The 24843-nt window shown below is 39.7% G+C and carries 20 protein-coding genes; 17 read left to right on the forward strand and 3 right to left on the reverse strand.

Annotated features, from left to right (window positions below; genetic code table 11):
- The first annotated feature begins 17 nt into the window (after window positions 1-17).
- The 16 genes from BUA02_RS05275 (at window position 18) to BUA02_RS05350 (ending at window position 21637) form a co-directional block, all read left to right on the forward strand.
- Window positions 18-716 carry an ABC transporter ATP-binding protein gene (locus BUA02_RS05275; protein ID WP_072701587.1) on the forward strand — a complete coding sequence of 233 codons (699 nt, stop codon included), beginning with the start codon at window positions 18-20 and terminating at the stop codon, window positions 714-716.
- A 2-nt stretch (window positions 717-718) separates the two neighbouring features.
- Window positions 719-1510 carry an ABC transporter permease subunit gene (locus tag BUA02_RS05280; protein WP_072701589.1) on the forward strand — a complete coding sequence of 264 codons (792 nt, stop codon included), beginning with the start codon at window positions 719-721 and terminating at the stop codon, window positions 1508-1510.
- Between the two features lie 112 nt (window positions 1511-1622).
- Complete coding sequence (locus BUA02_RS05285) at window positions 1623-2024, forward strand: hypothetical protein (protein ID WP_072701591.1); 402 nt, start codon at window positions 1623-1625, stop codon at window positions 2022-2024.
- 122 nt (window positions 2025-2146) lie between these two features.
- On the forward strand, window positions 2147-3214 hold the full coding sequence (locus BUA02_RS05290) for a substrate-binding domain-containing protein (RefSeq protein WP_083385752.1): 1068 nt from the start codon (window positions 2147-2149) through the stop codon (window positions 3212-3214).
- Entirely contained in the window at window positions 3207-4685 is a 1479-nt protein-coding gene (locus tag BUA02_RS05295; protein ID WP_072701593.1) for a sensor histidine kinase, read from the forward strand. Before BUA02_RS05290 ends, BUA02_RS05295 begins: the two co-directional genes overlap by 8 nt.
- A gap of 16 nt (window positions 4686-4701) precedes the next feature.
- Window positions 4702-6297, forward strand: a complete 1596-nt coding sequence (locus tag BUA02_RS05300) for a helix-turn-helix domain-containing protein (protein WP_072701595.1) — start codon at window positions 4702-4704, stop codon at window positions 6295-6297.
- Window positions 6298-6317: 20 nt separating this feature from the next.
- Entirely contained in the window at window positions 6318-7361 is a 1044-nt protein-coding gene (locus tag BUA02_RS05305; protein WP_072701597.1) for a sugar ABC transporter substrate-binding protein, read from the forward strand.
- A 203-nt stretch (window positions 7362-7564) separates the two neighbouring features.
- Window positions 7565-8719, forward strand: a complete 1155-nt coding sequence (chvE, locus tag BUA02_RS05310) for a multiple monosaccharide ABC transporter substrate-binding protein (protein WP_071175712.1) — start codon at window positions 7565-7567, stop codon at window positions 8717-8719.
- Window positions 8720-8816: 97 nt separating this feature from the next.
- Complete coding sequence (gene mmsA, locus BUA02_RS05315; protein ID WP_072701598.1) at window positions 8817-10370, forward strand: multiple monosaccharide ABC transporter ATP-binding protein; 1554 nt, start codon at window positions 8817-8819, stop codon at window positions 10368-10370.
- The gene (mmsB, locus tag BUA02_RS05320) at window positions 10360-11553 is read left to right on the forward strand and encodes a multiple monosaccharide ABC transporter permease (RefSeq protein ID WP_072701599.1); all 1194 of its coding nucleotides are present in this window, start codon (window positions 10360-10362) and stop codon (window positions 11551-11553) included. Before mmsA ends, mmsB begins: the two co-directional genes overlap by 11 nt.
- Window positions 11554-11721: 168 nt before the next feature.
- Window positions 11722-13392 (forward strand): M3 family oligoendopeptidase, encoded by a 1671-nt coding sequence (locus BUA02_RS05325; protein ID WP_072701600.1) that lies wholly within the window; start codon window positions 11722-11724, stop codon window positions 13390-13392.
- A 190-nt stretch (window positions 13393-13582) separates the two neighbouring features.
- Window positions 13583-15850 (forward strand): ABC transporter substrate-binding protein, encoded by a 2268-nt coding sequence (locus tag BUA02_RS05330; RefSeq protein ID WP_072701601.1) that lies wholly within the window; start codon window positions 13583-13585, stop codon window positions 15848-15850.
- Between the two features lie 127 nt (window positions 15851-15977).
- Window positions 15978-17561 (forward strand): ABC transporter permease, encoded by a 1584-nt coding sequence (locus tag BUA02_RS05335; protein WP_072701602.1) that lies wholly within the window; start codon window positions 15978-15980, stop codon window positions 17559-17561.
- Between the two features lie 25 nt (window positions 17562-17586).
- A complete protein-coding gene (locus tag BUA02_RS05340) occupies window positions 17587-18564 on the forward strand; it encodes an ABC transporter permease (RefSeq protein WP_083572664.1) in 978 nt (325 codons plus the stop codon).
- A 12-nt stretch (window positions 18565-18576) separates the two neighbouring features.
- Window positions 18577-20343 (forward strand): oligopeptide ABC transporter ATP-binding protein OppD, encoded by a 1767-nt coding sequence (gene oppD, locus BUA02_RS05345; RefSeq protein WP_083572665.1) that lies wholly within the window; start codon window positions 18577-18579, stop codon window positions 20341-20343.
- Window positions 20336-21637: an ATP-binding cassette domain-containing protein gene (locus tag BUA02_RS05350; RefSeq protein ID WP_072701603.1), complete on the forward strand. Its 1302-nt coding sequence runs from the start codon at window positions 20336-20338 to the stop codon at window positions 21635-21637. Before oppD ends, BUA02_RS05350 begins: the two co-directional genes overlap by 8 nt.
- A gap of 81 nt (window positions 21638-21718) precedes the next feature.
- On the opposite strand, the gene BUA02_RS05355 is transcribed toward BUA02_RS05350, so the two are convergent.
- The gene (locus tag BUA02_RS05355) at window positions 21719-22459 is read right to left on the reverse strand and encodes a hypothetical protein (RefSeq protein ID WP_072701604.1); all 741 of its coding nucleotides are present in this window, start codon (window positions 22457-22459) and stop codon (window positions 21719-21721) included.
- A 174-nt stretch (window positions 22460-22633) separates the two neighbouring features.
- On the opposite strand from BUA02_RS05355, the gene BUA02_RS05360 reads away from it, so the two are divergent.
- The gene (locus BUA02_RS05360) at window positions 22634-22885 is read left to right on the forward strand and encodes a hypothetical protein (protein WP_072701606.1); all 252 of its coding nucleotides are present in this window, start codon (window positions 22634-22636) and stop codon (window positions 22883-22885) included.
- Between the two features lie 89 nt (window positions 22886-22974).
- On the opposite strand, the gene BUA02_RS15800 is transcribed toward BUA02_RS05360, so the two are convergent.
- The gene (locus BUA02_RS15800) at window positions 22975-23148 is read right to left on the reverse strand and encodes a hypothetical protein (RefSeq protein ID WP_178297608.1); all 174 of its coding nucleotides are present in this window, start codon (window positions 23146-23148) and stop codon (window positions 22975-22977) included.
- 210 nt (window positions 23149-23358) lie between these two features.
- Window positions 23359-24825 carry a methyl-accepting chemotaxis protein gene (locus BUA02_RS05365; protein WP_072701608.1) on the reverse strand — a complete coding sequence of 489 codons (1467 nt, stop codon included), beginning with the start codon at window positions 24823-24825 and terminating at the stop codon, window positions 23359-23361.
- Window positions 24826-24843: the final 18 nt, after the last annotated feature.

Here is a 24843-nt window from a genome sequence, read left to right on the forward strand (position 1 = left end):
AACAAAGGAGGCACTATATGAAAGAAAATGTTATCGAGATCAGACATCTCACAAAAAATTACGGTAAGAGCCGAGGAGTAATAGATGTATCTCTAAATGTAAAGCAGGGAGATATCTTTGGCTTTCTTGGACCTAACGGAGCGGGCAAATCTACCACGATACGATCCATGCTTGGATTTCTTAAGATAAATGAGGGCAGTATCAATATCCTTGGAATGGACAGCGTAAGGGACCATGAAAAGATACTTAGAGAAGTAGGCTACATGCCATCTGAAGCCTGGTTTTACGATTCCATGAAAGTAAAGGATGTTATCAAATACGCAGCAGACGTAAGAGGGCTTGACTGCAGTAATGAAGCAGGGATGCTCTGTGAAAGGCTTAAGGTTGATACAAACAAAAAGATAAAACAGCTGTCACTTGGAAATAGAAAGAAGGTCAGCATTGTCTGTGCAATGCAGCATAAGCCAAAGCTCTTTATCTTTGACGAGCCTACAGGAGGTCTCGACCCTCTTATGCAAAAGAAATTCTTTGAACTCATAAATGAATATGTAGATAAAGGCGCCACATGTCTTTTATCAACACATGTATTATCTGAAGTTGATAAATACTGTAAAAATGCAGCAATCATGAGAGACGGAAGGCTCACAATGCTTGATACACCACATATTGATGATGAGACTTTCCTAAGTTTTTATGAAGATGATGAGGAGGCGTAAATATGAGATCAGTACTTAAAAGAGAATTATTACTTAATATAAAGAGCTTGCTAATATGGAGCCTTTCAGTAGGACTTATGGGATTTGCCTGCATACTGCTGTATCAGTCAATGGAAGGCGAGATGAAGGACATGGCAGATGCCTTTTCCAATATGGGAGCCTTTTCAGAAGCCTTTGGAATGAGTACTCTTAGTATTGCAACGCTAAAAGGATACTTTGCTACAGAAGTAGGAGCTGTTCATGGCCTTGGAAGTGCCATGTTTGCAGCTATAACAGCAATAGGCATTATTTCTAAGGAAGAGGATGCCCATACGGGAGAATTTACATTTTCTCTTCCACTATCAAGAAGTAAGATCATTGCAGCAAAGGGAATCTGCGTAGCCATAATGCTTATAGTGTTTACAGCAATCTGTATAGCATTTTACTACATAGGATTTGAGATCCTAGGCGAAGAGATGCCTATGGATCAGTTCATGAAATTCATGGGAATGCAGCTTCTTATGAATGCTGAGATTGCAGGTATCTGCTTTGGAGTGTCAGCTATTTCTGGTAAGAACAGAATGGGACTTGGCCTTGGAATAGCTCTCGTATGCTATGCTTACGACGTAATGGGAAGAGTGGTTCCTGACCTCAAAGACTACCTCTTTATAGGCCCCTATTCATATTCCAACGCATCCGAGATATTTACTGGGGTAGCTACTGAAGGAAAAGCTATAGTACTGGCAGCAGTTTTTTTGATCGGAGGAGTGGCCTTTGCATTCTTAAGATTTAACAAAAGAGATCTGGCAAGCTGATAAAAAAATAAATTTATACTGTACGAAATATAGTATTATGTGATATCATACTAAATGTTGCGGTCAATGTAACAAATATTAAAGGGAAAAATATAGAAAGAGGTATGATGTTATGAAAAAGTTAGTTTCAAGAATCCTTCTTCCACTTATGGCTTGCTTAATGCTTGTAGCTTGTGGAGCACCAAGTTCACTTGAGGAAATCCTTACATCTGATGCTGCAGTAGCAGAGACAGAGAAGGCTAAGGAAGATCTCCTTTCTCAGTACAGTGACACATATTCAGACTATGCTATGGAAGTAAGTGGTAACAACCTTACTTACAAGTATTACTATGTAGAAGAGCTTTCAGCTTCAGCTGATGATCTTAAGGCAGCTCTTGAGGGTGAGACATCATGGTCAGATCTTATCAACCAGACAAAGGATGAAATCGAGAAGACAGCTAAGATTCGTCCAGAGACAGTTACATTTGCTTACTATACAGCAGATGGTACAGAAATCTTCAGCATTACAGAGTAATTCTTAAGATAATAAAGTGTTTTTTTGAATGAAATTAAGAAAGTGGATTTTTTTGTGATTTGAAATCTCAAATGCAAAAAAGTCCACTTTTTCTTATTATATTCATCTGCTAAAATTTCCTTATGAATAAAGAAAGCGTGGATAAATACAAAAAGAGGATCGTAAGACAATATCTGATACTGATATTTACTCTTGTCTTTGTTCTGGCAACTTTATTTGTCGGTGCATTTACCTACAGGTTTTACAAGATAGATATAGAAAATCAGGCAGATGCTACTGTATATGACAAATATTATGTAATGATCACGGATAATTATAAGGCAGATTTCTGGAAGTCAGTGTATGAGGGAGCACTGGCTACTGCCAAGAAAGATAATATCTATGTAGATCTTTTGGGAGAGAATCTTTCAGAGGGGCGTTCATGTGAGGAGCTTATGAAGATAGCCATAGCTTCCAAGGTGGACGGAATCATTGTTTACGCCAACGAATCAGCAGTAATGACAAGACTTATAAATGACGCTGTATCTAACGGAATACCTGTAGTTACGCTCTATGGAGATAGCGCAAGGTCCGACAGACTCAGCTTTGTTGGTGTGGGCGGATATAGTATCGGCAAGCTCTATGGCAAACAGATCCTTGGCATTTTGGAAAAGAAATCTGAAAATGATGAAGAAAACTTAGAGACGAAGGTCTGTGTTCTTGCCAGCGCCGATACTCAAAATACCGGACAGAACATCATAATCTCTTCAATGCAGGATACAATAAATGAAGAAGCTGGTGATTCCCAGAACATTTCAGTATCTATAGTAACAGTTGATAATACCAATACTTTTTCCGCAGAAGAATCCATCAGAGACATTTTCTTAAGTGAAGAGGTCCCTGATGTTATCGTGTGTTTAAATGAGCTTAATACGATCTGTGCATATCAGGCAGTTGTTGATTTCAATATGGTTGGTGAAGTTGATATCCTTGGCTACTATGATTCAAAGGAAATCTTAAGTGCTATTGATAAAGGAGTTGTTCATTCAACAATCTCTATCAATACAGATCAGCTTGGAGAATATAGTGTAAGTGCGCTCTATGATTACTACGAATATGGTAATACCAGCCAGTATTATATGGCGGATATAACTCTTATTAATAAGGATAACGTAGCTGACTTTATAAATAAGGAGGGCAAGGATGAATAAGTTTTTGAACAAACCCCTCCAGTTTAAGATCATCAGTATCTGTATCTTTGCAAACGTTATTATCTTTATTGTTAATATGTTCCTTATCCTGGGAATCAACAGTATGTCCAAGGATATGGAGCTGATCTACGAAGACAACAGATCTTTGAATGAATTGTCAGATTCCTTGAGTGCAGTACAGGACTCCATGACAGGGTATCTTAGTTCCAAGACCAGTGACTCTCTTGAAGAATACTACAAGAGCGCTCAGGCCTATCAAGATATGGCAGAGAAACTTGATGATAAGGTAACCGATTTCTCTTTTAACAGAATGGAGAGAAATATCAAGTACATGTCCTATAGATATCTGGAAGTTGTTGACCAGACCATCGAAGCTAAGCGTGGTCGTAATGTAGAAAAATACAGAAACTACTACGAGACAGCAACAGGACTATATGAAGATATCAGCGCATATATCACAAGCCTTAATTTGGAGCTCTTTGTAGCAAACTCAGAGAACTACGTTATGCTTTCTAAAGGCTATAGGAACTTCGAAGCTGTGGCTGTCACTATCATGACTCTTATCATGATAGGTAACGTTGTGATCGTAACAAGCTTTGTAAGTGCTATGATCATGCCTCTTAAGAACCTTGCTGATTCAGCAGATGAAGTGGCAAAAGGTAACTTTGATGCAGACCTTCCTGAGATTGCCTATAACGATGAGATCGGAATAGTTATCGGTGCTTTTAACAAGATGGTTGTCAGCATCAAGGATTATATCGAGAAGTTAAAAGAGAGCCTTGAAAAAGAAAGATATATGCAGGAAAAAGAGCTTATGATGGAGGCGCATCTTAAGGATGCCCAGCTTAAGTACCTTCAGGCCCAGATCAATCCACACTTTCTATTTAACACACTTAATGCGGGAGCTCAACTGGCCATGATGGAGGGAGCTGATAAGACCTATGAGTACGTTCAGACCGTGGCAGATTTTTTCAGATACAATGTCAAAAATCAGAAAACTTTTGTTACAATTAGTGAAGAGGTTACGCTGGTTGATAACTATATTCAGATTTTGAATGTTCGTTTTTCTGGCGATATAGGTTACGAGAAGCAGGTTGACAACAGGCTCCTTGAATGTAAGATGCCAAGCATGATCCTGCAGCCTATCGTTGAGAATGCAGTTAATCATGGAATCCGCGAGATGGGTGATAAGGGTATGATCACCTTGAAGGTATATCGCGAGGATAGTAATGTCTGCATCTGCATCAAGGACAATGGTAAGGGAATCAGTCAGGAAGACATAGACAAGATCCTTAGTGGGGACTACTCTCCAAAAGAGCAGCAATATGACAATAATGGTATTGGTATGGACAATGTCATATCAAGGCTTCGTCTCTTTGCTGGGGAGAGGGATGTTGTCAGTATCGTAAGTTCTGGTCCTAATATGGGATGCGAGGTCATAATCAGGCTTCCACTTGCAAAAAACAAATAATATTTTGGGGTAAAAAATGTATAGAGTAATGCTTGCGGATGACGAAGGAATCGTTATCGATTCCATGAAGTTCATCATTGAAAAGGAATTTGGCAGTAAATGTACTGTAGAGTATGCCAAAACTGGAAGACAGGTTATTGAGCTTGCAGAACACTTCAGGCCGGATATTGCTGTTATCGATATCCATATGCCTGGTATCAACGGAATTGATGCCATCAGAGAGATGAAGCAGTTTTGTACTAATACGGTCTTTATTGTTATGTCAGCTTATGACAAGTTTGACTACGCCAAAGAGGCTATCAAGCTGGGGGTTATGGAATATATCACAAAACCCATGGACAGGATCAAGGTAGTAAACGTCCTTAAAAAGGCCATGGAGCAGATCGATTCTGATAGGGAGAAAAGAAGCAACGAGCTCCTTATCAAGGAAAAGCTTGAGACTGTTGAGCCTATCATTGAAAACGGACTTATTTATGACATTCTTTTGCAGGAGCATTTTGAGGAGGATATAGACAGTTACAGGACTATCCTTGGCATCAAGGAAAACTATGGATATATGATGGCAATCGTCTGCGGCGATTCTCAGGAAGGTAACCGAATGACCAATGCCATCGGAAGTTCCGTCAAGGTTTCCGGCAAGTACCAGGAAATCCGTGAAGGGGTCAAGACCTTTTTTAACTGTAAGATCGGTAACGTAATGGCCAACAAGATTGCAGTACTGGTGCCGTGTTCCAAGGATAAACTCGAGTATAATGAGAGAACTGAGCTCATTGACAGAGCAAGAGAGCTTGTAAGATACCTTAGGAAAAGAAATGATATCAGCTTCAGAGTTGGGATCGGAGGCATAAGGCCACTAAGAGAGCTTGGCGATTCCTATAGAGATGCACTAAATGCTTTGATTGCAACAACTGGTTCTGTCGCCCACGTAGATGATCTTAATATCAACTGTGACTACGAAGAAGATTATCCAAAGGGACTTGAGAAACCTCTTTTTGAAGCAGTTTCCAAGGGCGACTTAAATGGAACTCAGGTCATTGCCGGCAAGTATGCTGACTGGATGTGCAAAAGGGCCAGAGACGGTGATCTTATGTCTATGAGACTTAAAGTTCTTGAGTTTGCTCTTTATGCTGAGCACATTGCGTACCAAAACGGTGGACAAACCTATCATTATTCCAGTAGGAATAACTATCTTCCGGAGATAATGGCTCTTGAGACAACAGATGACATCAAGGACTGGTTTATTTGTAAACTTATTGAAGCCTGCAGAAATGTTAGCAGCAAGAGAGAAGAGCGTTCAAATGACATCATCAAGACTGCCAAGAAATATATTGATGACCATTTTGACAAGGAAATATCTCTTGATGATGTATCAAGGATAGTAAATATATCTCCTTATTATTTCAGCAAGATATTTAAGGAAGAAAGCGGACTTAACTTTATAGAGTATCTGACTAATATAAGGATAGACAAGGCCAAGAAGTTATTGGAAAGCTCTAACATGTCTATCAAGGAAATCTGTATTTCCTGCGGATATACTGATCCTAATTATTTCAGTAGGAGTTTTAAGAAGAATGTTGGGGTTACTCCAACTGAGTACAAGGATCAGCTGTAATTGGGGATGGTAAAAAAGTTATGGGGAAAAGGTTATTTGTTTTTTGTCTTTTGGTGATGCTGACACTGACTGGCTGCTCAAAGGTAGGCACTGAGGAAAAGACTGGGGATAGTACTGAGAGCGACAAGGTCCAGATTGGCATATGTTTTGACTCCTTTGTTATTGAGAGATGGCAAAGAGACAGAGATGTATTTGTATCCACTGCAAAAGAGCTTGGGGCTGAGGTTAATGTGCAGAATGCTTACGGCGATGTGGAAAAACAGAGGAATCAGATCGATTATTTCATTAAGAAGGACATGGATGTCATAGTCATCATCAGTATTGACGGTGAGGCCATAAAGGATATGGTAAAAAAGGCTCAGGATGCAGGAATAAAGGTTGTTGCTTATGACAGGCCTATTCCAAATGCAGGAGCGGACCTCTATATCTCTTTTGACAATGAAAAAGTAGGAGAGATGATGGGCCAGGCCATGGTGGACAACGGTCTTAGAAACGGCAAGGTCGTAATGATCTGCGGTTCTCTCACAGACCACAACGTTCCTATGGTAGAAGCGGGCTTTAGAAAGATAATGGCTGCAAATGGCAATCAGATCCTGGATGTGACATACTGTGATGGCTGGAGAGCAGAGCTTGCTGGGGATTATATCTATAATAATGTGGATAAAGTCACTGAGGCTGATGCAATAATGTGCGGAAATGATGATCTTGCCAGCAGAGTAGTGTATGCTCTTGCAGAGAAAAGAATGGCTGGAAAGAAGATAGTAGTTGGACAGGACGCTGACCTTGAAGCCTGCCAGAGAATTGTTGAGGGTACACAGCTTATGACGGTGTACAAGCCTATCGAGAAGCTTGCTCAGAAGGCAGCAACAGCGGCAGTTGATCTTGCTCTTGGCAAAGAAATAGAGGGAGAGGATATATCTGATTATGACGATGGAAGTCAGATGGTTCCATACCTCAAGATACAGCCTATCAGCGTTACAGCAAGGAACATGGATGATGTTATTATAAATAGTGGTTTCCACCTTAAAGAAGATGTTTACCTAAATGTTCCCAGCAAAAAATAAACATTTTAGTAAAATAGCATAAAATTAATATTAACGGTTGTGCGTGCAAAAAAATGCTAGCACAACCGTTTTTTTGTTTATGACACTTATAAAAATTTGCTATTCTTCGTAAATTATTCCTATTTTTTCTATGATAAATTGAATTCAGTAAAGAGCGGGACTAAGGTCCTGGAGTTCAAACCAAATTGTGGGAGGAAAAAGAAATGAAGAAAAGAATTGTAAGTGCAATCCTTACAGCTGCTATGGCAGCATCTCTCATCGTAGGATGCGGCAGCACAGCTCCAGCTGAGACTCAGCCAGAGACAAAGACTGAAGAGACTACAGAAGCTCAGCCAGAAGAGAAGACAGAAGAGAAGGCAGAAGAGACAACTCAGGCTGGCGGCGGAAAAGTCGGCGTAGCAATGCCTACTAAGGATCTTCAGAGATGGAATCAGGACGGCGCAAACATGGAAGAGCAGCTCAAGGCAGCAGGCTATGAAGTTGATCTTCAGTATGCATCAAACGATATCGCTACTCAGGTTTCTCAGATTGAGAACATGATCTCTTCAGGAGCACAGGTTCTTGTAATCGCATCTATCGATGGTGATTCACTTGGAACAGTTCTTGCTCAGGCTAAGGAAGCTGGTATTTCAGTTATCGCTTATGACCGTCTTATCATGAACTCAGACGCTGTTTCTTACTATGCTACATTCGATAACGAGATGGTAGGTCAGAAGCAGGGCGAGTACATCAGAGATCAGCTTGATCTTGATAACGCTGCAGGTCCTTTCAACTTAGAAATCTTCACAGGTGACCCTGGTGATAACAACGCTAGATTCTTCTATGGCGGTGCTATGAAGGTTCTTCAGAAGTACATCGACGAAGGCAAGCTTGTTGTTAAGTCTGGTCAGGTTGACTTCGATAACGTTGCTACAGCTAACTGGTCAACAGAGAATGCTCAGTCAAGAATGGATGCAATCATCTCAGCTAACTATGCTGATGGAACAAAGATCGATGCAGTTCTTTGCTCAAACGATTCAACAGCTCTTGGTGTTACAAACTCTCTTGAGGCTAACTACACAGGTGATTGGCCAATCATCACAGGTCAGGACTGTGACGTTGCTAACGTTAAGAACATGATCGCTGGCAAGCAGTCAATGTCAATCTTCAAGGATACTCGTGATCTTGCTAAGAAGACTGTAGAGATGGTAGATGCTATCATGAAGGGCTCAGAGGCTCCTGTAAATGATACAGAGACATATGATAACGGAACAGGTGTCATTCCTTCATACCTTTGCGAGCCTGTATTTGCAGATGTTAACAACTACAAAGAGCTTCTTATTGAATCTGGATACTACACAGAGGATGACCTTAAGTAATAACTTATTTTTCCTAAATTGGACTAGGGCGGTCGTTTAGACCGCCTTATGTTCAGCCATAATACAGCTAAATTGCAAATAAGAAGGAGGGGCAAAGTTGAAAAAGATATTACTGGAAATGAAAAATATCACTAAGACCTTCCCCGGTGTGAAAGCGTTAGATAATGTAAATCTTCAGGTAGAAGAAGGCGAGATACATGCGCTGGTTGGGGAAAACGGCGCTGGAAAATCCACTTTGATGAACGTACTTAGTGGTGTTTATCCGTATGGCTCCTATGAGGGTGACATTATATATGATGGAAAGGTATGTCAGTTCAATGCTATCAAGGATAGTGAGGAAAAGGGCATAGTCATAATACACCAGGAGTTGGCTCTGATTCCCTATATGACAATTGCTGAGAACATGTTTCTTGGTAATGAAAGAGGAAATAAGGTAAAGATCAATTGGGACGAGACAAATGTTCTTGCCCGTAAGTATTTGGACATTGTTGGACTTAAAGAAAGTACACAAACTTTGATTAAGGATATTGGTGTTGGTAAACAGCAGCTTGTTGAAATTGCAAAGGCTCTTTCAAAGGATGCTAATCTGCTTATTCTTGATGAGCCTACATCATCACTTAACGAGACAGACTCAAGAGCTTTACTTGATCTTTTGCTCAAACTTAAAAAAGAGAGAAATCTTACTTCTATTATTATTTCTCACAAGCTCAATGAGGTTTCATATGTAGCTGATAAGATCACAGTTATCCGTGATGGTTCAACTATTGAGACCTTGACTAAGGGCGTTGATGACTTCTCTGAGAGCAGGATCATCAAGGGAATGGTAGGAAGAGAACTTTCAGACAGATTCCCTAAGAGAGAAAGCCATGTTGGTGAGGTCAGCATGGAAGTAAAGAATTGGAATGTTTACCATCCTTTACATAAAGATAGAAAAGTAGTAGATGACGTTAACATCTATGTTAGAAAAGGAGAGGTACTTGGTATCTCCGGACTTATGGGAGCTGGTAGAACAGAGCTTGCCATGAGTATCTTCGGCAAGAGTTATGGAGAGAATATCTCTGGTGAAATCTATATAAATGGACAAAAGGTAAATTTAAATACAGTAAGCAGTGCTATCAAGCACGGACTTGCATATGTAACTGAAGACAGAAAGGGAAATGGTCTTATCCTATCAAATCCTATCAAGACTAATACCACACTTGCCAATCTGGAAGCAGTTAGTAGTAAGACAGTAATCGACAAGCATAAAGAGTATTCGGTTGCTGTAGATTACAAGGATAAGTTAAAGACTAAGTGCCCAACTGTAGAACAGAACGTTGGAAACCTTAGTGGTGGAAATCAGCAGAAAGTTCTTTTAGCAAAGTGGATGTTTGCTGATCCTGAGATACTGATCCTTGATGAGCCTACAAGAGGTATCGACGTAGGTGCTAAGTATGAAATTTATTGCATTATCAACCAGCTGGTAGCAGAAGGAAAATCAGTAATCATGATTTCATCTGAGCTTCCTGAGATCCTGGGAATGTGTGACAGAATTTACGTAATGAACGAAGGCAAAATGGTTGGGGAACTTGATGCTAAGGATGCCACACAGGAAAAGATCATGACTTATATTTTACAGTCAGCTGGAAACAAGGAGGAGAATCATGAATAAAAATTCTGTATTAGGTTTTCTTAAAAAGAACACCATGATAATCGTACTTATCATAGTTGTGGCATTTTTCTCATGGAGAACAGGGGGAGCTATTCTTCTTCCTATGAATGTCAGTAACTTGATCTCACAGAACGCTTACGTATTCGTTCTTGCAACTGGTATGCTTTTGTGTATCTTGACCGGTGGTAACATCGATCTTTCAGTTGGATCAGTTGTATGTTTCGTAGGTGCTGTTGGAGCACTTCTCATGGTTAATTATGGCGTACCTGTTTGGGTAGCTATCATTATCATGATTTGCATTGGAACACTCATCGGTGCATTCCAGGGCTTCTGGATCGCTTTCGTAAGAATACCACCTTTCATCGTAACACTTGCTGGTATGCTTGCATTTAGAGGACTTTCAAATGTAGCACTTAACGGTCTTACAGTTTCAATCAAGGACAAGACAAGCTTTGTAAACCTCTTTGGTGGTGGAGCTGACTGTTATGTTCGTGATATCTTTGGAGGAACAAACCTTAACCTCACATGTCTCTTTGGTGGAATCCTTGCAGCATCAGTGCTTGTACTTCTTCAGATCCTTAGCCGCAGCAAAAAGAGAGCCAGCGGATATGATCTTGAGCCAATCTGGGCATTTGGAGCAAAGCTCGTTGCACTTGTAGCTATCATCTTAGCTTTCTCTTACAAGCTTGCTCAGCACAAAGGTATTCCTACAGTATTCATCTGGGTATTGGTAGTAGTAATCATTTATGGTTACATCACAAGCAATACAACAGTTGGTCGTTACTTCTATGCAGTAGGTGGTAACGAGAAGGCAACAAAGCTTTCTGGTATTGATACAAACAAGGTTTACTTCCTTGCTTACACAAATATGGGATTCCTCGCAGCACTTGCAGGTATGATCACAATCGCCAGACTTACATCAGCTCAGCCAACATATGGTCAGAACTATGAGATGGACGCTATCGGATCTTGCTTCATCGGTGGAGCATCTGCTTACGGCGGAATCGGTACAGTTCCTGGAGTTATCGTTGGTGCGGTTCTCATGGGTGTTATCAACCTTGGTATGTCACTTATGGGCGTAGATGCCAACATGCAAAAGGTAGTAAAGGGTGCCGTTCTTCTTGCAGCCGTTATCTTCGATGTAGTATCAAAGCGTGGCGGTAAATTCGTAGTAAAGAACTAATATTAAATTGTTAGAGGTTTAATAGAGGTTGAAGGCATGTCCCTTTTGGGGCATGCCTTTTTTGTGTGGGCGAAAGTGGACCTACCTTTTCTTATTTGCTTCTCCGTTGTAGAATAAAAGAGCTGTTATATTTATATAGAAGAAATGAAAAAAGAGAGGGCAATAATTATGAAGTTTTCAGAGATGCCATATGAACGTGTGGATATGGATGAAGTAAAGAGCTTTTTTGAAAAGCTTATAAATGATAGTAAGAATGCTAAAAGTGGTGAGGAGCAGTTTGAACTTCACAAGAAGTACTATAAGTTTGTTGCTGATATTCGTACTAATATCATTATTGCAAAGTTCCGTCATGACTGTGATACATCAGAAGAGTATTATGCCAAGGAAAATGACTATATTGATGAGATCACACCTGTGATCGCTCAGCTCGATACTGAGTACAACAAGGTCCTTTTTGAATCTCCTTATAGAGATTACCTTGAGAGTAAGATCAGTAAGGTGGCTTTCAAGAACATTGAGCTTGCTAATAAGTCAATTGATGAGAAGATCCTCCCACTTATGCAGGAAGAGAATGCTCTTATCAGCAAGTATGACAAGATCATTGCATCAGCCAAGATTCCTTTTGACGGAGAAGAGTATAATATCTCACTTCTTAGAAAGTTCCTTACAGACAAGGACAGAGACACCAGAAAGCGTGCATGGAAGGCATATTCCGAGTATTTCCAGTCTGTTACAGATGAGATCGATGAGATCTTTGATAAGCTTGTTAAGAACAGAACTAAACAGGCTAAAGAGCTTGGTTATGACAATTTCGTTGAGCTTGGCTACAACAGAATGACCAGAAACGCCTACAGAAGAGCTGAGGTTGAGAACTTCAGAAAGCAGGTAAAAGAGTCTTTTGTTCCACTTGTATCTGAGATTCAGGAAAAGAGAAGAAAGCAGATTGGTGTAGATGAGCTTAAGTACTACGATAACGAAGTCTACTTTAATGATGGTAATCCTGCTCCAACAGGAACACCAGAAGAGATCTTAAGGGCTGGCCAGGAGATGTACAGAGAGCTTTCACCTGAGACGGCAGAGTTCTTTGACTTCATGACTGAAAATGAGCTTTTTGATGTACTTGGCAGAAAGACCAAGAAGCAGGGCGGATATATGGACTTCCTTCCTAAATATAAAGCACCTATCATCTTTGCCAACTTTAATGGTACCAGCGGAGACGTAGACGTTATCACTCATGAATGCGGACATGCATTCCAGGGCTATGTTACAAGAGACGATGAGATCAAGGAACACAACGATATCACAATGGAGACAGCTGAGATCCATTCTATGTCAATGGAGTACTTCACATACGGCTGGATGGAAAAGTTCTTTGGCAAAAGAGCTGATGAATATAGAAAAATGCATATGATGGATTCCATCACATTCGTTCCTTATGGATGTATGGTAGATGAGTTCCAGCATATTATCTATGACAAGCCTGAGCTTACACCAAAGCAGAGAAAAGAAGTATGGAAAGACCTTGAGAAGCAGTACAGACCATGGCTTGACTATGAAGATGATGCATTCTTCTCAGAAGGAGGCTTCTGGCAGAAACAGGGACATATTTTCTGGAATCCTTTCTATTATATTGATTATGTACTTGCAAGTGTTGTTGCAATGCAGTTCAAGGTATGGATGGATAAAGATTACAAGGAAGCGTGGAAACATTATCTGGAATTATGTAAACTTTCTGCAAAAGACTTCTATGAAACTGAACTTGAAACGGTTGGTCTTAAAAGCCCATTTAAAGACGGAACTATAGAAACGCTAGCGAGCGAAATGAAGGCTAAAATCTGATAAAAAATACTTATCGCCAGTAATAAAATTTTTATTAAAAATATAGCTTGCAATTCTTGGTGTGGCGATTTAAAATGTTAAAGTATTGATGTAATTTAATTATTGTATACAAGTATTACTTGATCAGATTTAAGGATGCTATTTTTTATGTAAACAGAGAATAACATCTTTATTATAAAGGAGGAGAACTATGAAGAAGTACAAGAAGATCATCGCATTTCTTGCATCAGCTACTCTCGTAGCAGGTTCACTTGCAGGATGCGGCAACAAGACAACAGTTCCAACAACTTCAGACGACACACAGTCTTCATCAGATGCATCTGCTGCTGATAGCACAGAGTCAACTGGCGAGACAGCTACAGGTGTAGCAATCTCAACACTCATTGGTGTTGAAGAGGATACAACACCTGCTGCTGAAGGATACTCAGCTCTTTGGGATGCTGAGAGCTATCAGGCTGAGTCATCAGAACTCTACAACAAGATTCTTGGTGAGTTCTACGAATCTTATCAGAAGGCTTTAGAAGCTGAAAACATTTCTGAAAGATATGCTCTTATGGCTGTAGCAGAAGCTAAGATGCTTGAATCTGGTATTTTCGTACCACTTACAACAAGAGGTGGTGTATACGCTATTTCAAGAAGAGCTCCTGGATCAACAACAACAACTCTTTGGGGTAATGATGAATATCGTTATCACAATGCACTTGTAACAGAAGAACTCATCACAGCAGAAGACACTGCTGAACTTAGAGCTAAGCTTGCAGAACTCAGAGGTACAGGTGAGTATCATGAGTGGGCTAAGAAGTATCTTACAGATAAGGGATACACACTTAAGGATAGCTACAATTATCCAAATACTTCAGATCCTGTAACTTGGGACGTACTTGCAACATCAAGTGCTACTGATACATCAGTACTTGTAAACCTCTATGATGGTCTTTATGAGTATGATGGCGAGAATGAACAGCAGCCAGCTCTTGCTGAGAGCTACACAGTATCTGATGACGGAAAGGTTTATACTTTCAAGATCAGACAGGGTGTTAAGTGGGTTGACTCACAGGGCAGAGAAGTTGATGAAGTTAAGGCTGATGACTTCGTTGCTGGTATGCAGCACATGATGGATGCTATGGGTGGTCTTGAGTACCTCGTTGATGGCGTTATCGAAGGTGCTACAGAGTACATCAATGGCGAGACAACAGATTTCTCAACAGTAGGTGTTAAGGCACTTGATGATTATACACTTGAGTACACACTTACAGATGATATCCCATACTTCCCAACAATGATCAGCTATTCAGTATTTGCTCCTCTTTCAAGATCATACTATGAAGGACAGGGCGGACAGTTTGGTCAGGGCGCAAGCGCTGGTCAGTATGGTACAGATAAGGATCACATCGCTTACTGCGGACCATTCCTTATCACAAGCTACACAGAGAAGAACTCAATCGTATTCAAGGCTAATCCTTCATATTGGAATGCTGAGAATCAGGAGCTTAAGACTCTTACATACAACTATGAAGATCTTACAGATGCTACAAAGATCTATACAGATATCCTTGCTGGTACTGTTGATGCTGCGAACCTTGATACAGCTCAGGTTGAGATGGCAAAGAAAGATGGAAACTTTGATAAGTATTGCTTCATCAGCACAACAGAAGGAACAACATTCTGCGGTTGGCTTAACGTAAACCGTAAGGCATTTGCAAACTTCAACGATGCATCAAAGGCTGTTTCAGACAAGACTGTATATGATGCTCAGAGAACAGCACTTGCTATGCAGAACAGAGATTTCAGACTTGCTCTTTGCACATCTATCGACAGAGCTTCACACAACGCTCAGAGATTCGGCGAAGATGTTAAGTACAACAACATGAGAAACTCATATACACCTGGTAACTTCGTATTCCTTGACGAGGATGTTACAATTGATATCAACGGAACTCCTACAACATTTGCAGCAGGAACATACTTCGGTGAGATCGAGCAGGCTCAGATCACAGCTGATGGATTCCCTGTAACTGTATGGGATCCTACAAAGGAAGAGGGCGCTGGTTCATCTGATGGATTTGATGGATGGTATAACCCAGAGTTCGCTAAGGAAGAAATCACAAAGGCTGCTGAGGCACTTAAGGAAGTTGGCGTAGAAGTAACAGCTGAGAACCCAGTACAGATCGATCTTCCATACTTCTCAGGTTCAGAGGTTTATACAAACAGAGCTAATGTTCTTAAGCAGTCTGTAGAGTCAGCTACTGATGGACTCATCCAGGTTAACCTTGTACAGTGCGAGGCATCTGATGATTGGAGCTATGCTTCATACTATCCACAGACTGGTTCAGACTTTAATGCTGATATTTCAGATAACTCTGGTTGGGGTCCTGACTATGGTGATCCTTCAACATACCTCAACACAATTCTTCCTGATTATGCAGGATACATGACCAAGTGCATCGGTCTTTTCTAAGATTTAATGTAATTCAGTCATTGAATTTGGGAGAGAGTGGGGTTATACCCACTTTCTCCATTTTGTGTGAAAAGGGAATATTTATTATTCCGTAAATTTATGTTCCAAATAGTAAGGAAAAAAACTTATGGCTAAATATGTATTAAAAAGATTAATTCATGGACTTATCTCATCATTCATTGTTGTAGCAATCGTTATGATCATGATCTATTCAATGCTTGACAAGAACCTTATTTTCAAGGCAGATACAGTCTACACTAACTACGGAAACAACGAGAAGGTTGCTTATTCTTTCAGAAAATGGGAAGAGTATGGCTATCTCGATTATCTTACATATAACGAGTATCTTCTTAAGCTGGTAGCAGACGGAGAACTCGATGAGGATACTCGTGCATCAGTTGCTTCTTTTGGTAAGAAACCAGAGAATGACTCTGATAAAGTAGCAGAGTATGTTAAGAAATTTAATGATTACTGTGCAGCAAATGGCTACACTGTTGTAAGACTTAATGCCATCATGATGAATGGCAAAAAGTATGCCAGTGGTGGACAGCAGCAGCTTTTTGCTTACAAGGATCTTCCTATAACAAACAGATTATGGACATATGTTAAGAATCTTATCCATGTAGATAATATTCATTATGTTGAGAAGTTAACAGGAACTCCACTTGAAAACCAGGGACTTACATTTACTCTTCATGATCCTGCTTATGGCGGACAGAAGTTTTCACCAGCCATCATGGGAAATGGAACTTATTACAAGTACCTCCTTTATTGTGACAATAGGTTCCCATTTGTTCATCAGAACCTTGTTAAGCTTCAGCTTGGAACTTCATATGCAGTTAACTACGGCGTTGATGTATTTGACACTATGACTAAGACTCAGGGCTCATATGTTATGAGCACAACAATCTTCCCTACAGGTCTTACAGAGGAATCTGCTGACGATCTTCATAGTGTAACTTATGTTGCTGGCTCTCGTGATGCCAACAAGATAAATGCAGACAGATTTACAGATGATTATACAAACTTAACTACAGTAAAAGCTGGTAAGTCTAAGATGGGCTACTCATTTACAATTGGACTTATTGCTATGTTCCTTGCTTATCTTATTGGCCTTCCAATGGGACTTTTAATGGCTAAGCACAAGGACAAGCTTATTGATAAGATTGGTACAGTTTATATCGTATTTATCATTGCTGTTCCATCACTTGCTTATATATTCCTCTTTAAGGCAATTGGTGGTATGTGCGGACTTCCAACAACTTTCGATATGGAGTCCACAAGTAAACTTATATATGCACTTCCAATCATTTCATTGGCACTTCCAAGAATTGGTGACAACATGAAATGGCTTCGTAGATACATGATCGATCAGATGAACTCAGACTATGTTAAGTTTGCCAGATCTGGCGGACTTACAGAGGGCGAGATCTTCAGAAAGCACATTATGAAGAATGCAGCTATTCCTATTGTTCATGGAATTCCTGGAGCAATACTTGGAGCGTTGGTCGGCGCTATTATTACAGAGCGTGTGTACACAGTTCCTGGTGCTGGTAACCTTCTTACAATTGCTATTAACCAGTATGATAACGGTGTAATCGTAGGTGTTACATTGTTCTATGCTGTACTTTCAGTAGTAAGCATTATTCTTGGTGATGTACTTATTTCACTTGTAGATCCTAGAATCAGCTATTCTGGTAAAGCTAGGTAAGATATTTAGATTGGAGACATTAGTCATGGAAAACAACAATGAACTTTTTACTGTGGAAGGCATGACAGATGAAGAGCTCTTTGCAAGAGTTGATCATAACAGCCTTGATTCAGAAAAGATAACAGCGCCTCGTTATTCATACTGGCGTTCAGTATTTAGAGTATTCTTCAAGAAAAGAATCAATATAGTGATTCTTTCAGTACTCGCTTTTGTAATCTTGTTTGCTTATATTTATCCGGTTTTAACAACCTATGATAGATTCAGCAACCTTATGGATGGTTCAACCAAGCACCTTTCACCAAAGGCTGCTATTGAGAAGTTTGGATTTAGCATTAAATGGATCCTCGGAACAGGAGCTTCTGGACAGTCAACATTTGATGCTATATGGAATGGTTCCAGAATATCAATCTCTCTAGCATTCATCTGCGCTGCCATCAATATGACAGTAGGTGTACTTATCGGTGCTATTTGGGGATTCTCCAAGAAGATTGATATGTTCATGATGGAGGTTTACAACATTGTAGGTAACGTTCCTAACATCCTCCTTATTTCAGTACTTGTACTTATCCTTTCACCAAGCTTTTGGTCAATGGTATTTGCACTTACGATCACAGGCTGGCTCTTTATTGCATACTTCATCAGAACACAGGTTATCATCATCAGAGATAGAGAGTATAACCTTGCAAGTAGATGCCTTGGAACACCTATTACAAGAATTGCAACCAAGAACATTTTGCCATTTATGACATCAGTTATCGTTACACTTCTTGCTGTTGAGATTCCTTCATACATTTCATACGAGGTATTCCTTGCATATATCGGTATGGGAATGAGTGATATGTCTCTTGGTAGACTTATTTATGAAGCAGAGAGTGCTATGGTTACTCCTGGTTGGCAGTTTGAGTTCTGGAGCCCAGTAGTTATCGCTTCAATTATCACAGTTTCACTTTATGTTACAGGACAGAATTTGGGTGACGCATCAGACCCTAGAACACACATGTAAGGAATTGGTAAGATGGAAGATAAGAAAGTATTATTATCAGTAAAAGATATGGAAGTAAAGTTCCGTGTAAGAGGCCGTATTCTTACAGCTATCCGCGGAATTTCGCTTGATATATATGAGAACGAGTCTATTGCCATTGTAGGTGAGTCAGGCTCAGGTAAGTCAGTATTTACCAAGACATTCGCAGGAATGCTTGAGACAAACGGCTTTATTAGTAAAGGTGATATCATCTTCAACGATGATGACCTTGCTGATACATCAGTTAAGTTAACTGGCATTGCTAAGCAGGTTATTGCTAATACAACAAATAAGCTCAACTCATATTCATCACTTGAGTTTGGTGCTGACACATACAAAGAGATCCTTAATCTCGAGTCAGAAAGAAAGCTTAAAGAGACTCTTTCTGATGAGCAGGACCTTGAGTTTACTAAGAAGATCGAAGACCTTAAGTTCAAAAAGACTGAGCTCTTTAACTTGAAGCAGACTTACGATACAAAGTCTGAAAAGGACAAGATTAAAGAAGCAGAGAAAGAGATCGATGCATACGAAGATAAGATCAAGGCAGTAGTTGCTGAGAAGGAAGCTCTTATCAAGAAGCACAAGGAAGAGGTTAACGCTGATACAGCTTACCTTGCTGAATATGACAAGAAGCACTCAGAACTTCAGGCAAAGTATGACAAAGAGATATCTTCTAAGTGCACAGAAGAGCAGGCAAAGAGAAACGAGATCGTTGCTAAGGAAATGTACCTTGCAACTGGTAGATTTGGATTTAGAAAGAGAATTAAGTCAATCAATGGCCTTCTCAAGGCTTGTAAAGAGGCTATGAGAATGGGCGAAGACATTGGTTCTAAGGATGTTAAGATCAAACTCTTTGATAGCGTTATGTACTGCGAGCTCCTTGATGAGACTCCTGAGAAGCTCCACGGTAGAAGCTACATCAACCTTGCCAGAGTTACACACCCTGGTGACTGGGGACAGATCCGTGGTAAGAAGATTGCCACAGTATTCCAGGATCCTATGACATCACTTAACCCAATCATCACAATTGGTAAGCAGATCTCATCAATCATCATGAAGCATCAGGGATGCTCAGAGGTTGAGGCTAGACAGCGTGCTATCGAAATCATGCACAAGGTTGGTATTCCTAATGCTGAAAAGCGTTATGATGATTATCCATTCCAGTATTCAGGTGGTATGAGACAGCGTATTGTTATCGCTATCGCACTTTCATGCCAGCCTAAGATCCTCATCTGTGATGAGCCTACAACAGCTCTTGATGTTACAATTCAGGCGCAGATACTTAGACTTTTAAAGGATCTTCAGAAAGAATATGGCTACACTATCGTATTCATCACACATGACCTTGGTGTAGTTGCTAATATCGCAGATAGAGTAGCAGTTATCTATGGCGGACAGATCGTTGAGCTTGGTAATGTTGAAGAAGTATTCTATGATTCTAGACATCCATATACATGGGCTCTTTTATCATCACTTCCTCAGCTTGCACAGAAGGATACAGAGCTTTACTCAATCGCTGGTACACCACCATCACTTTACAACAAGATTGTGGGAGATGCCTTTGCACCACGTAATCCTTATTGCCTCAAGATCGATACAATTGAGGAACCACCAATGTTTAAGGTAACAGATACTCATTATGCCAAGACATGGCTTCTTGATCCAAGAGCACCTAAGATTGAAAAGCCGGAAATCATCCGGAATATTCATGAGAAGTTCTTGAACGTTTACAATATTACGGAGGTTTCAGAAAATGTCTAATAATTCATTTCCTGAACATGGACCAATAGATCCAGCAACAGGTAAAGAAATACTTTTGTCCGTCAAGAATGTAGACATTACATTTGGTAAGGGCGATAAAGCAGTTAGAGCAGTAAAAAACGCAAGTTTTGATATTTATAAGGGCGAGACATTCTCACTTGTTGGAGAGTCAGGCTCAGGTAAGACAACAATCGGTAGAGCGGTTATCAGAGTTAACCCATGTGCTGCCGGTGAGATTGACTATAAGGGTGTTAAGATCTCTGGTGATATTTCTAAGGCTCTCGATAGAGAAGTTATCAGAAATATCCAGATGGTATTCCAGGATCCTGCTGCATCTCTTAATGAGAGAGCAACAGTAGATTACATCATTTCTGAAGGTCTTTATAACTTCCATCTCTTTGAGAACGAAGCAGACCGTATTCAGAAGGTTGAGAAGATGATCGAAGAAGTAGGTCTTCTTCCTGAGCATCTTACAAGATACCCTCACGAGTTCTCTGGTGGACAGAGACAGCGTATCGGTATCGCTAGAGCAATGGTAATGGAACCAGAGCTGGTTGTAGCTGATGAGCCTATTTCAGCTCTTGACGTTTCAATCAGAGCGCAGGTACTTAACCTTCTCAAGAAATTCCAGAAGGAGAGAGATGTATCTTACCTCTTCATTGCACATGACCTTTCAGTAGTAAGATTTATCTCAGATCGTATTGGTGTTATTTATAAGGGCGATATCGTGGAGATCGCAAGTACAGAAGAGCTCTTTAACTTCCCTCTTCACCCATATACTAAGTCCCTTATTTCAGCTGTACCTATTCCAGATCCTAAGCTTGAAAAGAACAAGGTTCTTTACACTTATGATGCTAAGATGCATGACTACTCAGAGGATAAGCCTGAGCTTGTTAATATCGGTCATGACCACTTTGTATATGGTAACAAGAAAGAAATCGAAGAGTACAAGGCTATTCGTGAAAAAAATGTACCAATCCAGGCTGTAACAATTGATCCAGTTGCTGCTAAGGCTGAAAAGGCTGTTAACACAGAAGTTGCAGAAGCTGAGAATGACAACGTAGGATCAGAGGATGATATCCTTCAGAGACCTATCCATGATACAGGTAACTTCTGGCTTGGAATTGCATCCTTCATTTTGCCAATTATTGGCCTTATAGCAGGATTTATCTTCAGAAAGGTAAATCATATCAGAAATTACAAAAAGTGTCTTAAAGGAGCAATTATTGGCCTTATTGTAAGAGCTGTAATAGTAGTTCTGTTTATTATATTCTTACTTCTTTCATTGATATAAAAAAGCAAAAAGTAAAGGTTCTTGTGAGTGATCACAAGAACCTTTTTAATACTCATATTTAATAAAATGATCTAAAGGTTATTACTTAGACTGGCTGGCTTCTGCGGTAGCAGTTTCTGCTGCTGTCTCCGTAGTGCCTGTAGAAGCATTGTCATAGGTTGATACATTAGTTACTACCCAGCTGTCTGTTTCAGCATTCTTTTCAACTGTAAGAACAATTGCATATGTCTCAGGAGAAGCGTTTTGAATAAGTCCTTCATACATATCAAGGATCTCGACAATCATATCGTTATAGACGATTGCTTCAACTTCTTCGTCTGTGTGCTCTTCATATAGAGCCTGGATCTCATCAGCTTTCTCAGTTGCATAAGTCTCTGTGATGCTATTCATCTTGGAAACAGCTTCTTCATTGTCGATCACATTGATCGGGAAAGCAGTATCGATAGTAGCTGTTACAGTACCTATACCGTTCTTGTCTACTGTAACATCTTTGATCTCATAACCAGTTACCATAGAAGAGAAGAGTTCACAGAAGGAATCTACCTTAGCTGATGTATCTGCGTCAATTTCATCAGATTTAAAACCATCTTTAAATTTCTGAGCAAGGTACGCACTGTCAAAGGTTCTAACAAACTGACCGTTTGAAACTGAGTCATTTGCGTACTTCTCAATATTGTCTGTGGTTCCGCTTACTACAATGGATAAGAAATTTTCTGATGTCTCCCTGATGGCATCTTTATCAGCTGAAGAACAGCCTGTAAGTAGTGATATAGTCATTGAAGCGCTTAATAAAGCTGCGCATATTTTCTTATTGATCTTCATGATTTAAATTTGTATTTTTCCTTTCAAAAAATATTACAACTTCTGTAATACACCGATAGTATAGCATAATTCGGGTAATTATCCAAAGACTATCGTAATTACACTAATTTAATGATAAAATATAGGTGATGTTTAATCTTTATAATAACTGCTGAATAAAAGGAGGTTTTTTTAATGAGAGTTCTTTTTGGTGAAGGCGTTGTTAAAGAGGTTTATTCTGCAGAAGTTAAGCCTCTGGACTTTGGAGATGGACAGATCAGTGGTACGGAAATAGATTTTTTGTTGGAAGGCGGAGATACACTTAAATATATCTATAGCCAGAATGTAGCTATAGAGGATTCCGGACAGAGAGCAATAGATTTTATCAAAACTCTCTATAATGAAGGAAAAGCAGACTTTACACGTGAGCCTGTAGAAATGTTATAAGAACAAATTAAAAGGTCCTATGCTGATGAATGCATAGGACCTTTAATACTGGACTTCTTCCATGTTATTCTCCCTATAATAGGTTAAGATCATCTTTTTCCAAGACAACCCTGATTTTTAAGTTCGATAAGCAGATCAAAAACTACCCCCAATGGTAAGCCTGTGATATGAGCTACCTTTTCAGGATCTGGATAGTATTCATCTTCAAAATCATTCTTTATGCAGTCCATGACTTCCATTCTGGCATCACATGTAGCTAGCATACACATTGTTCCTCCTTTCCAAATAGTCTAATAATTTGAAGGTAGATATCATCTACCTTTCTATTATTATATCGTAAATTTGATACAAAAGTTAACCTAATTGTATTAAAAAAATATGAAATTTGATGCTGCGTAATTATTCTATTCGAAAGAAAAATCCCGTATTTCGAAGAAATACGGGACCTTTGACCTTTGATCATACATATTGGCTTAATTGTCTTGTTGCATATCTGTAAGCTTGTTAGCCTGCTGGAATATCTGAAGAAGTATCTCTTTAAATTCATCGAACTTGGCAACAGCTTCATCAGATTCTCTGACACCTTCATTAGATAGTGAAGCAACTTCCTGACTGGTTGCAGAAAGATTGGAGATACTGTCGTTGATCTCGGTAGTGGAAGCGGCAATAGACTTCATACCTTCTCCGATCTCTGTAAAGCGAGAGAGCATATCGCTGACATTTTCGTTGATACTATCAAAGTTCTCACCTACAGATGCGATCATTTCATTCTGCTCAGATACGGAAGCAACTGTTTCATCAATACTTGCCATAGCTTTCTGAACATCTTCATTAAGCTCATTTATGATATTTGTGATCTCTGTAGAAGCAGTATTGGTCTGAGCTGCAAGCTCTCGTACGTCGTTAGCAACAACGGCAAAACCTTTACCTGCTTCGCCAGCTCTTGCAGCCTCAATGCTGGCATTAAGAGCCAGAAGATTGGTCTGCTTTGATATGGACATGATGGTTCCAACAATTTTTTGAACATCAGAAACTTTATTGATAACTGCCTGAGTTGCGTCTACAGTAACCTGACTTTGATCAGCAACAGCAGCTGATTTTTCTTTCAGATTATCGATAACAGCTACACCTTCACGGACTGCGTTCTGAGTATTATCAGATGCCTGTGTCATGTCTTTTCTATGCTGCTCAGTAGTAGCTGTCTCTTCCTGAATTTGCTGAACTCTTTCAGCCTGAGTTACTGCAGATTGAGCGGTTGTTTCCATGCTTGTGGCAATTTCTTGCATTCCTCTGTGCTGCGCCTCGATGATCTGCTGGAGATCATGCATATTTTCCTGAGAATTATTAAAGAGTTCAGTAATCTTATTGGCTATGTTTGCCATGTTATTTCCGGTTTCCAGACTCTTTTCGGCATCACTTGTAATACGTTCGTTGTTTTCATCATTGAACTTGGTTAAAAGAGTTACCGTAGCAAGACACGCAATGAAAGCAAGACCAAGTGTAAGGGCAGCAAGGCCATGCATAAGGTCCAGTGATCCATTGATCACGTAATATTTTATACAAGTAATGATATAAGAAATAATGATGGCACCAATGCCTGCTTTACACAGTCTGACGTTAAGATAGATTATGCTGCATATAAGTATTGGAAGCCCAAAAGCAAAGAATATTATATTATCTTCAAATATCAGGAGGAAAAAGTAAAATACGGTTGATCCTCCCATGATAAGAATAGATCCGAGCTTTTCTTCTGCGTGTCTGAATTTACCAGTCATTATCATTGCATTTCCTGCCAGAACACCTACCAGGATACCTAAATTAGAAATAGTAGCACCGTTTTGCATGAATTTTGAGATTGTGATCAAAATGCCACTGATGAGGATCACTATACATACGTTAAAAGAATTATTATTTGCACGACGGTATTGTTCAGGACTCATATATAATCTCCTTTTCTT

Origin of the sequence: Butyrivibrio hungatei DSM 14810, from assembly GCF_900143205.1 — a bacterium.
GTDB lineage: Bacteria > Bacillota > Clostridia > Lachnospirales > Lachnospiraceae > Butyrivibrio > Butyrivibrio hungatei.

Bases quoted from the DNA above. Each gene is read 5' to 3' on its own strand.
- BUA02_RS05275 (WP_072701587.1), top strand. From the start codon at position 18: ATGAAAGAAAATGTTATCGAGATCAGACATCTCACAAAAAATTACGGT.
- BUA02_RS05280 (WP_072701589.1), top strand. From the start codon at position 719: ATGAGATCAGTACTTAAAAGAGAATTATTACTTAATATAAAGAGCTTG.
- BUA02_RS05285 (WP_072701591.1), top strand. From the start codon at position 1,623: ATGAAAAAGTTAGTTTCAAGAATCCTTCTTCCACTTATGGCTTGCTTA.
- BUA02_RS05290 (WP_083385752.1), top strand. From the start codon at position 2,147: ATGAATAAAGAAAGCGTGGATAAATACAAAAAGAGGATCGTAAGACAA.
- BUA02_RS05295 (WP_072701593.1), top strand. From the start codon at position 3,207: ATGAATAAGTTTTTGAACAAACCCCTCCAGTTTAAGATCATCAGTATC.
- BUA02_RS05300 (WP_072701595.1), top strand. From the start codon at position 4,702: ATGTATAGAGTAATGCTTGCGGATGACGAAGGAATCGTTATCGATTCC.
- BUA02_RS05305 (WP_072701597.1), top strand. From the start codon at position 6,318: ATGGGGAAAAGGTTATTTGTTTTTTGTCTTTTGGTGATGCTGACACTG.
- chvE (WP_071175712.1), top strand. From the start codon at position 7,565: ATGAAGAAAAGAATTGTAAGTGCAATCCTTACAGCTGCTATGGCAGCA.
- BUA02_RS05325 (WP_072701600.1), top strand. From the start codon at position 11,722: ATGAAGTTTTCAGAGATGCCATATGAACGTGTGGATATGGATGAAGTA.
- BUA02_RS05330 (WP_072701601.1), top strand. From the start codon at position 13,583: ATGAAGAAGTACAAGAAGATCATCGCATTTCTTGCATCAGCTACTCTC.
- BUA02_RS05335 (WP_072701602.1), top strand. From the start codon at position 15,978: ATGGCTAAATATGTATTAAAAAGATTAATTCATGGACTTATCTCATCA.
- BUA02_RS05340 (WP_083572664.1), top strand. From the start codon at position 17,587: ATGGAAAACAACAATGAACTTTTTACTGTGGAAGGCATGACAGATGAA.
- oppD (WP_083572665.1), top strand. From the start codon at position 18,577: ATGGAAGATAAGAAAGTATTATTATCAGTAAAAGATATGGAAGTAAAG.
- BUA02_RS05350 (WP_072701603.1), top strand. From the start codon at position 20,336: ATGTCTAATAATTCATTTCCTGAACATGGACCAATAGATCCAGCAACA.
- BUA02_RS05355 (WP_072701604.1), bottom strand. From the start codon at position 22,459: ATGAAGATCAATAAGAAAATATGCGCAGCTTTATTAAGCGCTTCAATG.
- BUA02_RS05360 (WP_072701606.1), top strand. From the start codon at position 22,634: ATGAGAGTTCTTTTTGGTGAAGGCGTTGTTAAAGAGGTTTATTCTGCA.
- BUA02_RS15800 (WP_178297608.1), bottom strand. From the start codon at position 23,148: ATGCTAGCTACATGTGATGCCAGAATGGAAGTCATGGACTGCATAAAG.
- BUA02_RS05365 (WP_072701608.1), bottom strand. From the start codon at position 24,825: ATGAGTCCTGAACAATACCGTCGTGCAAATAATAATTCTTTTAACGTA.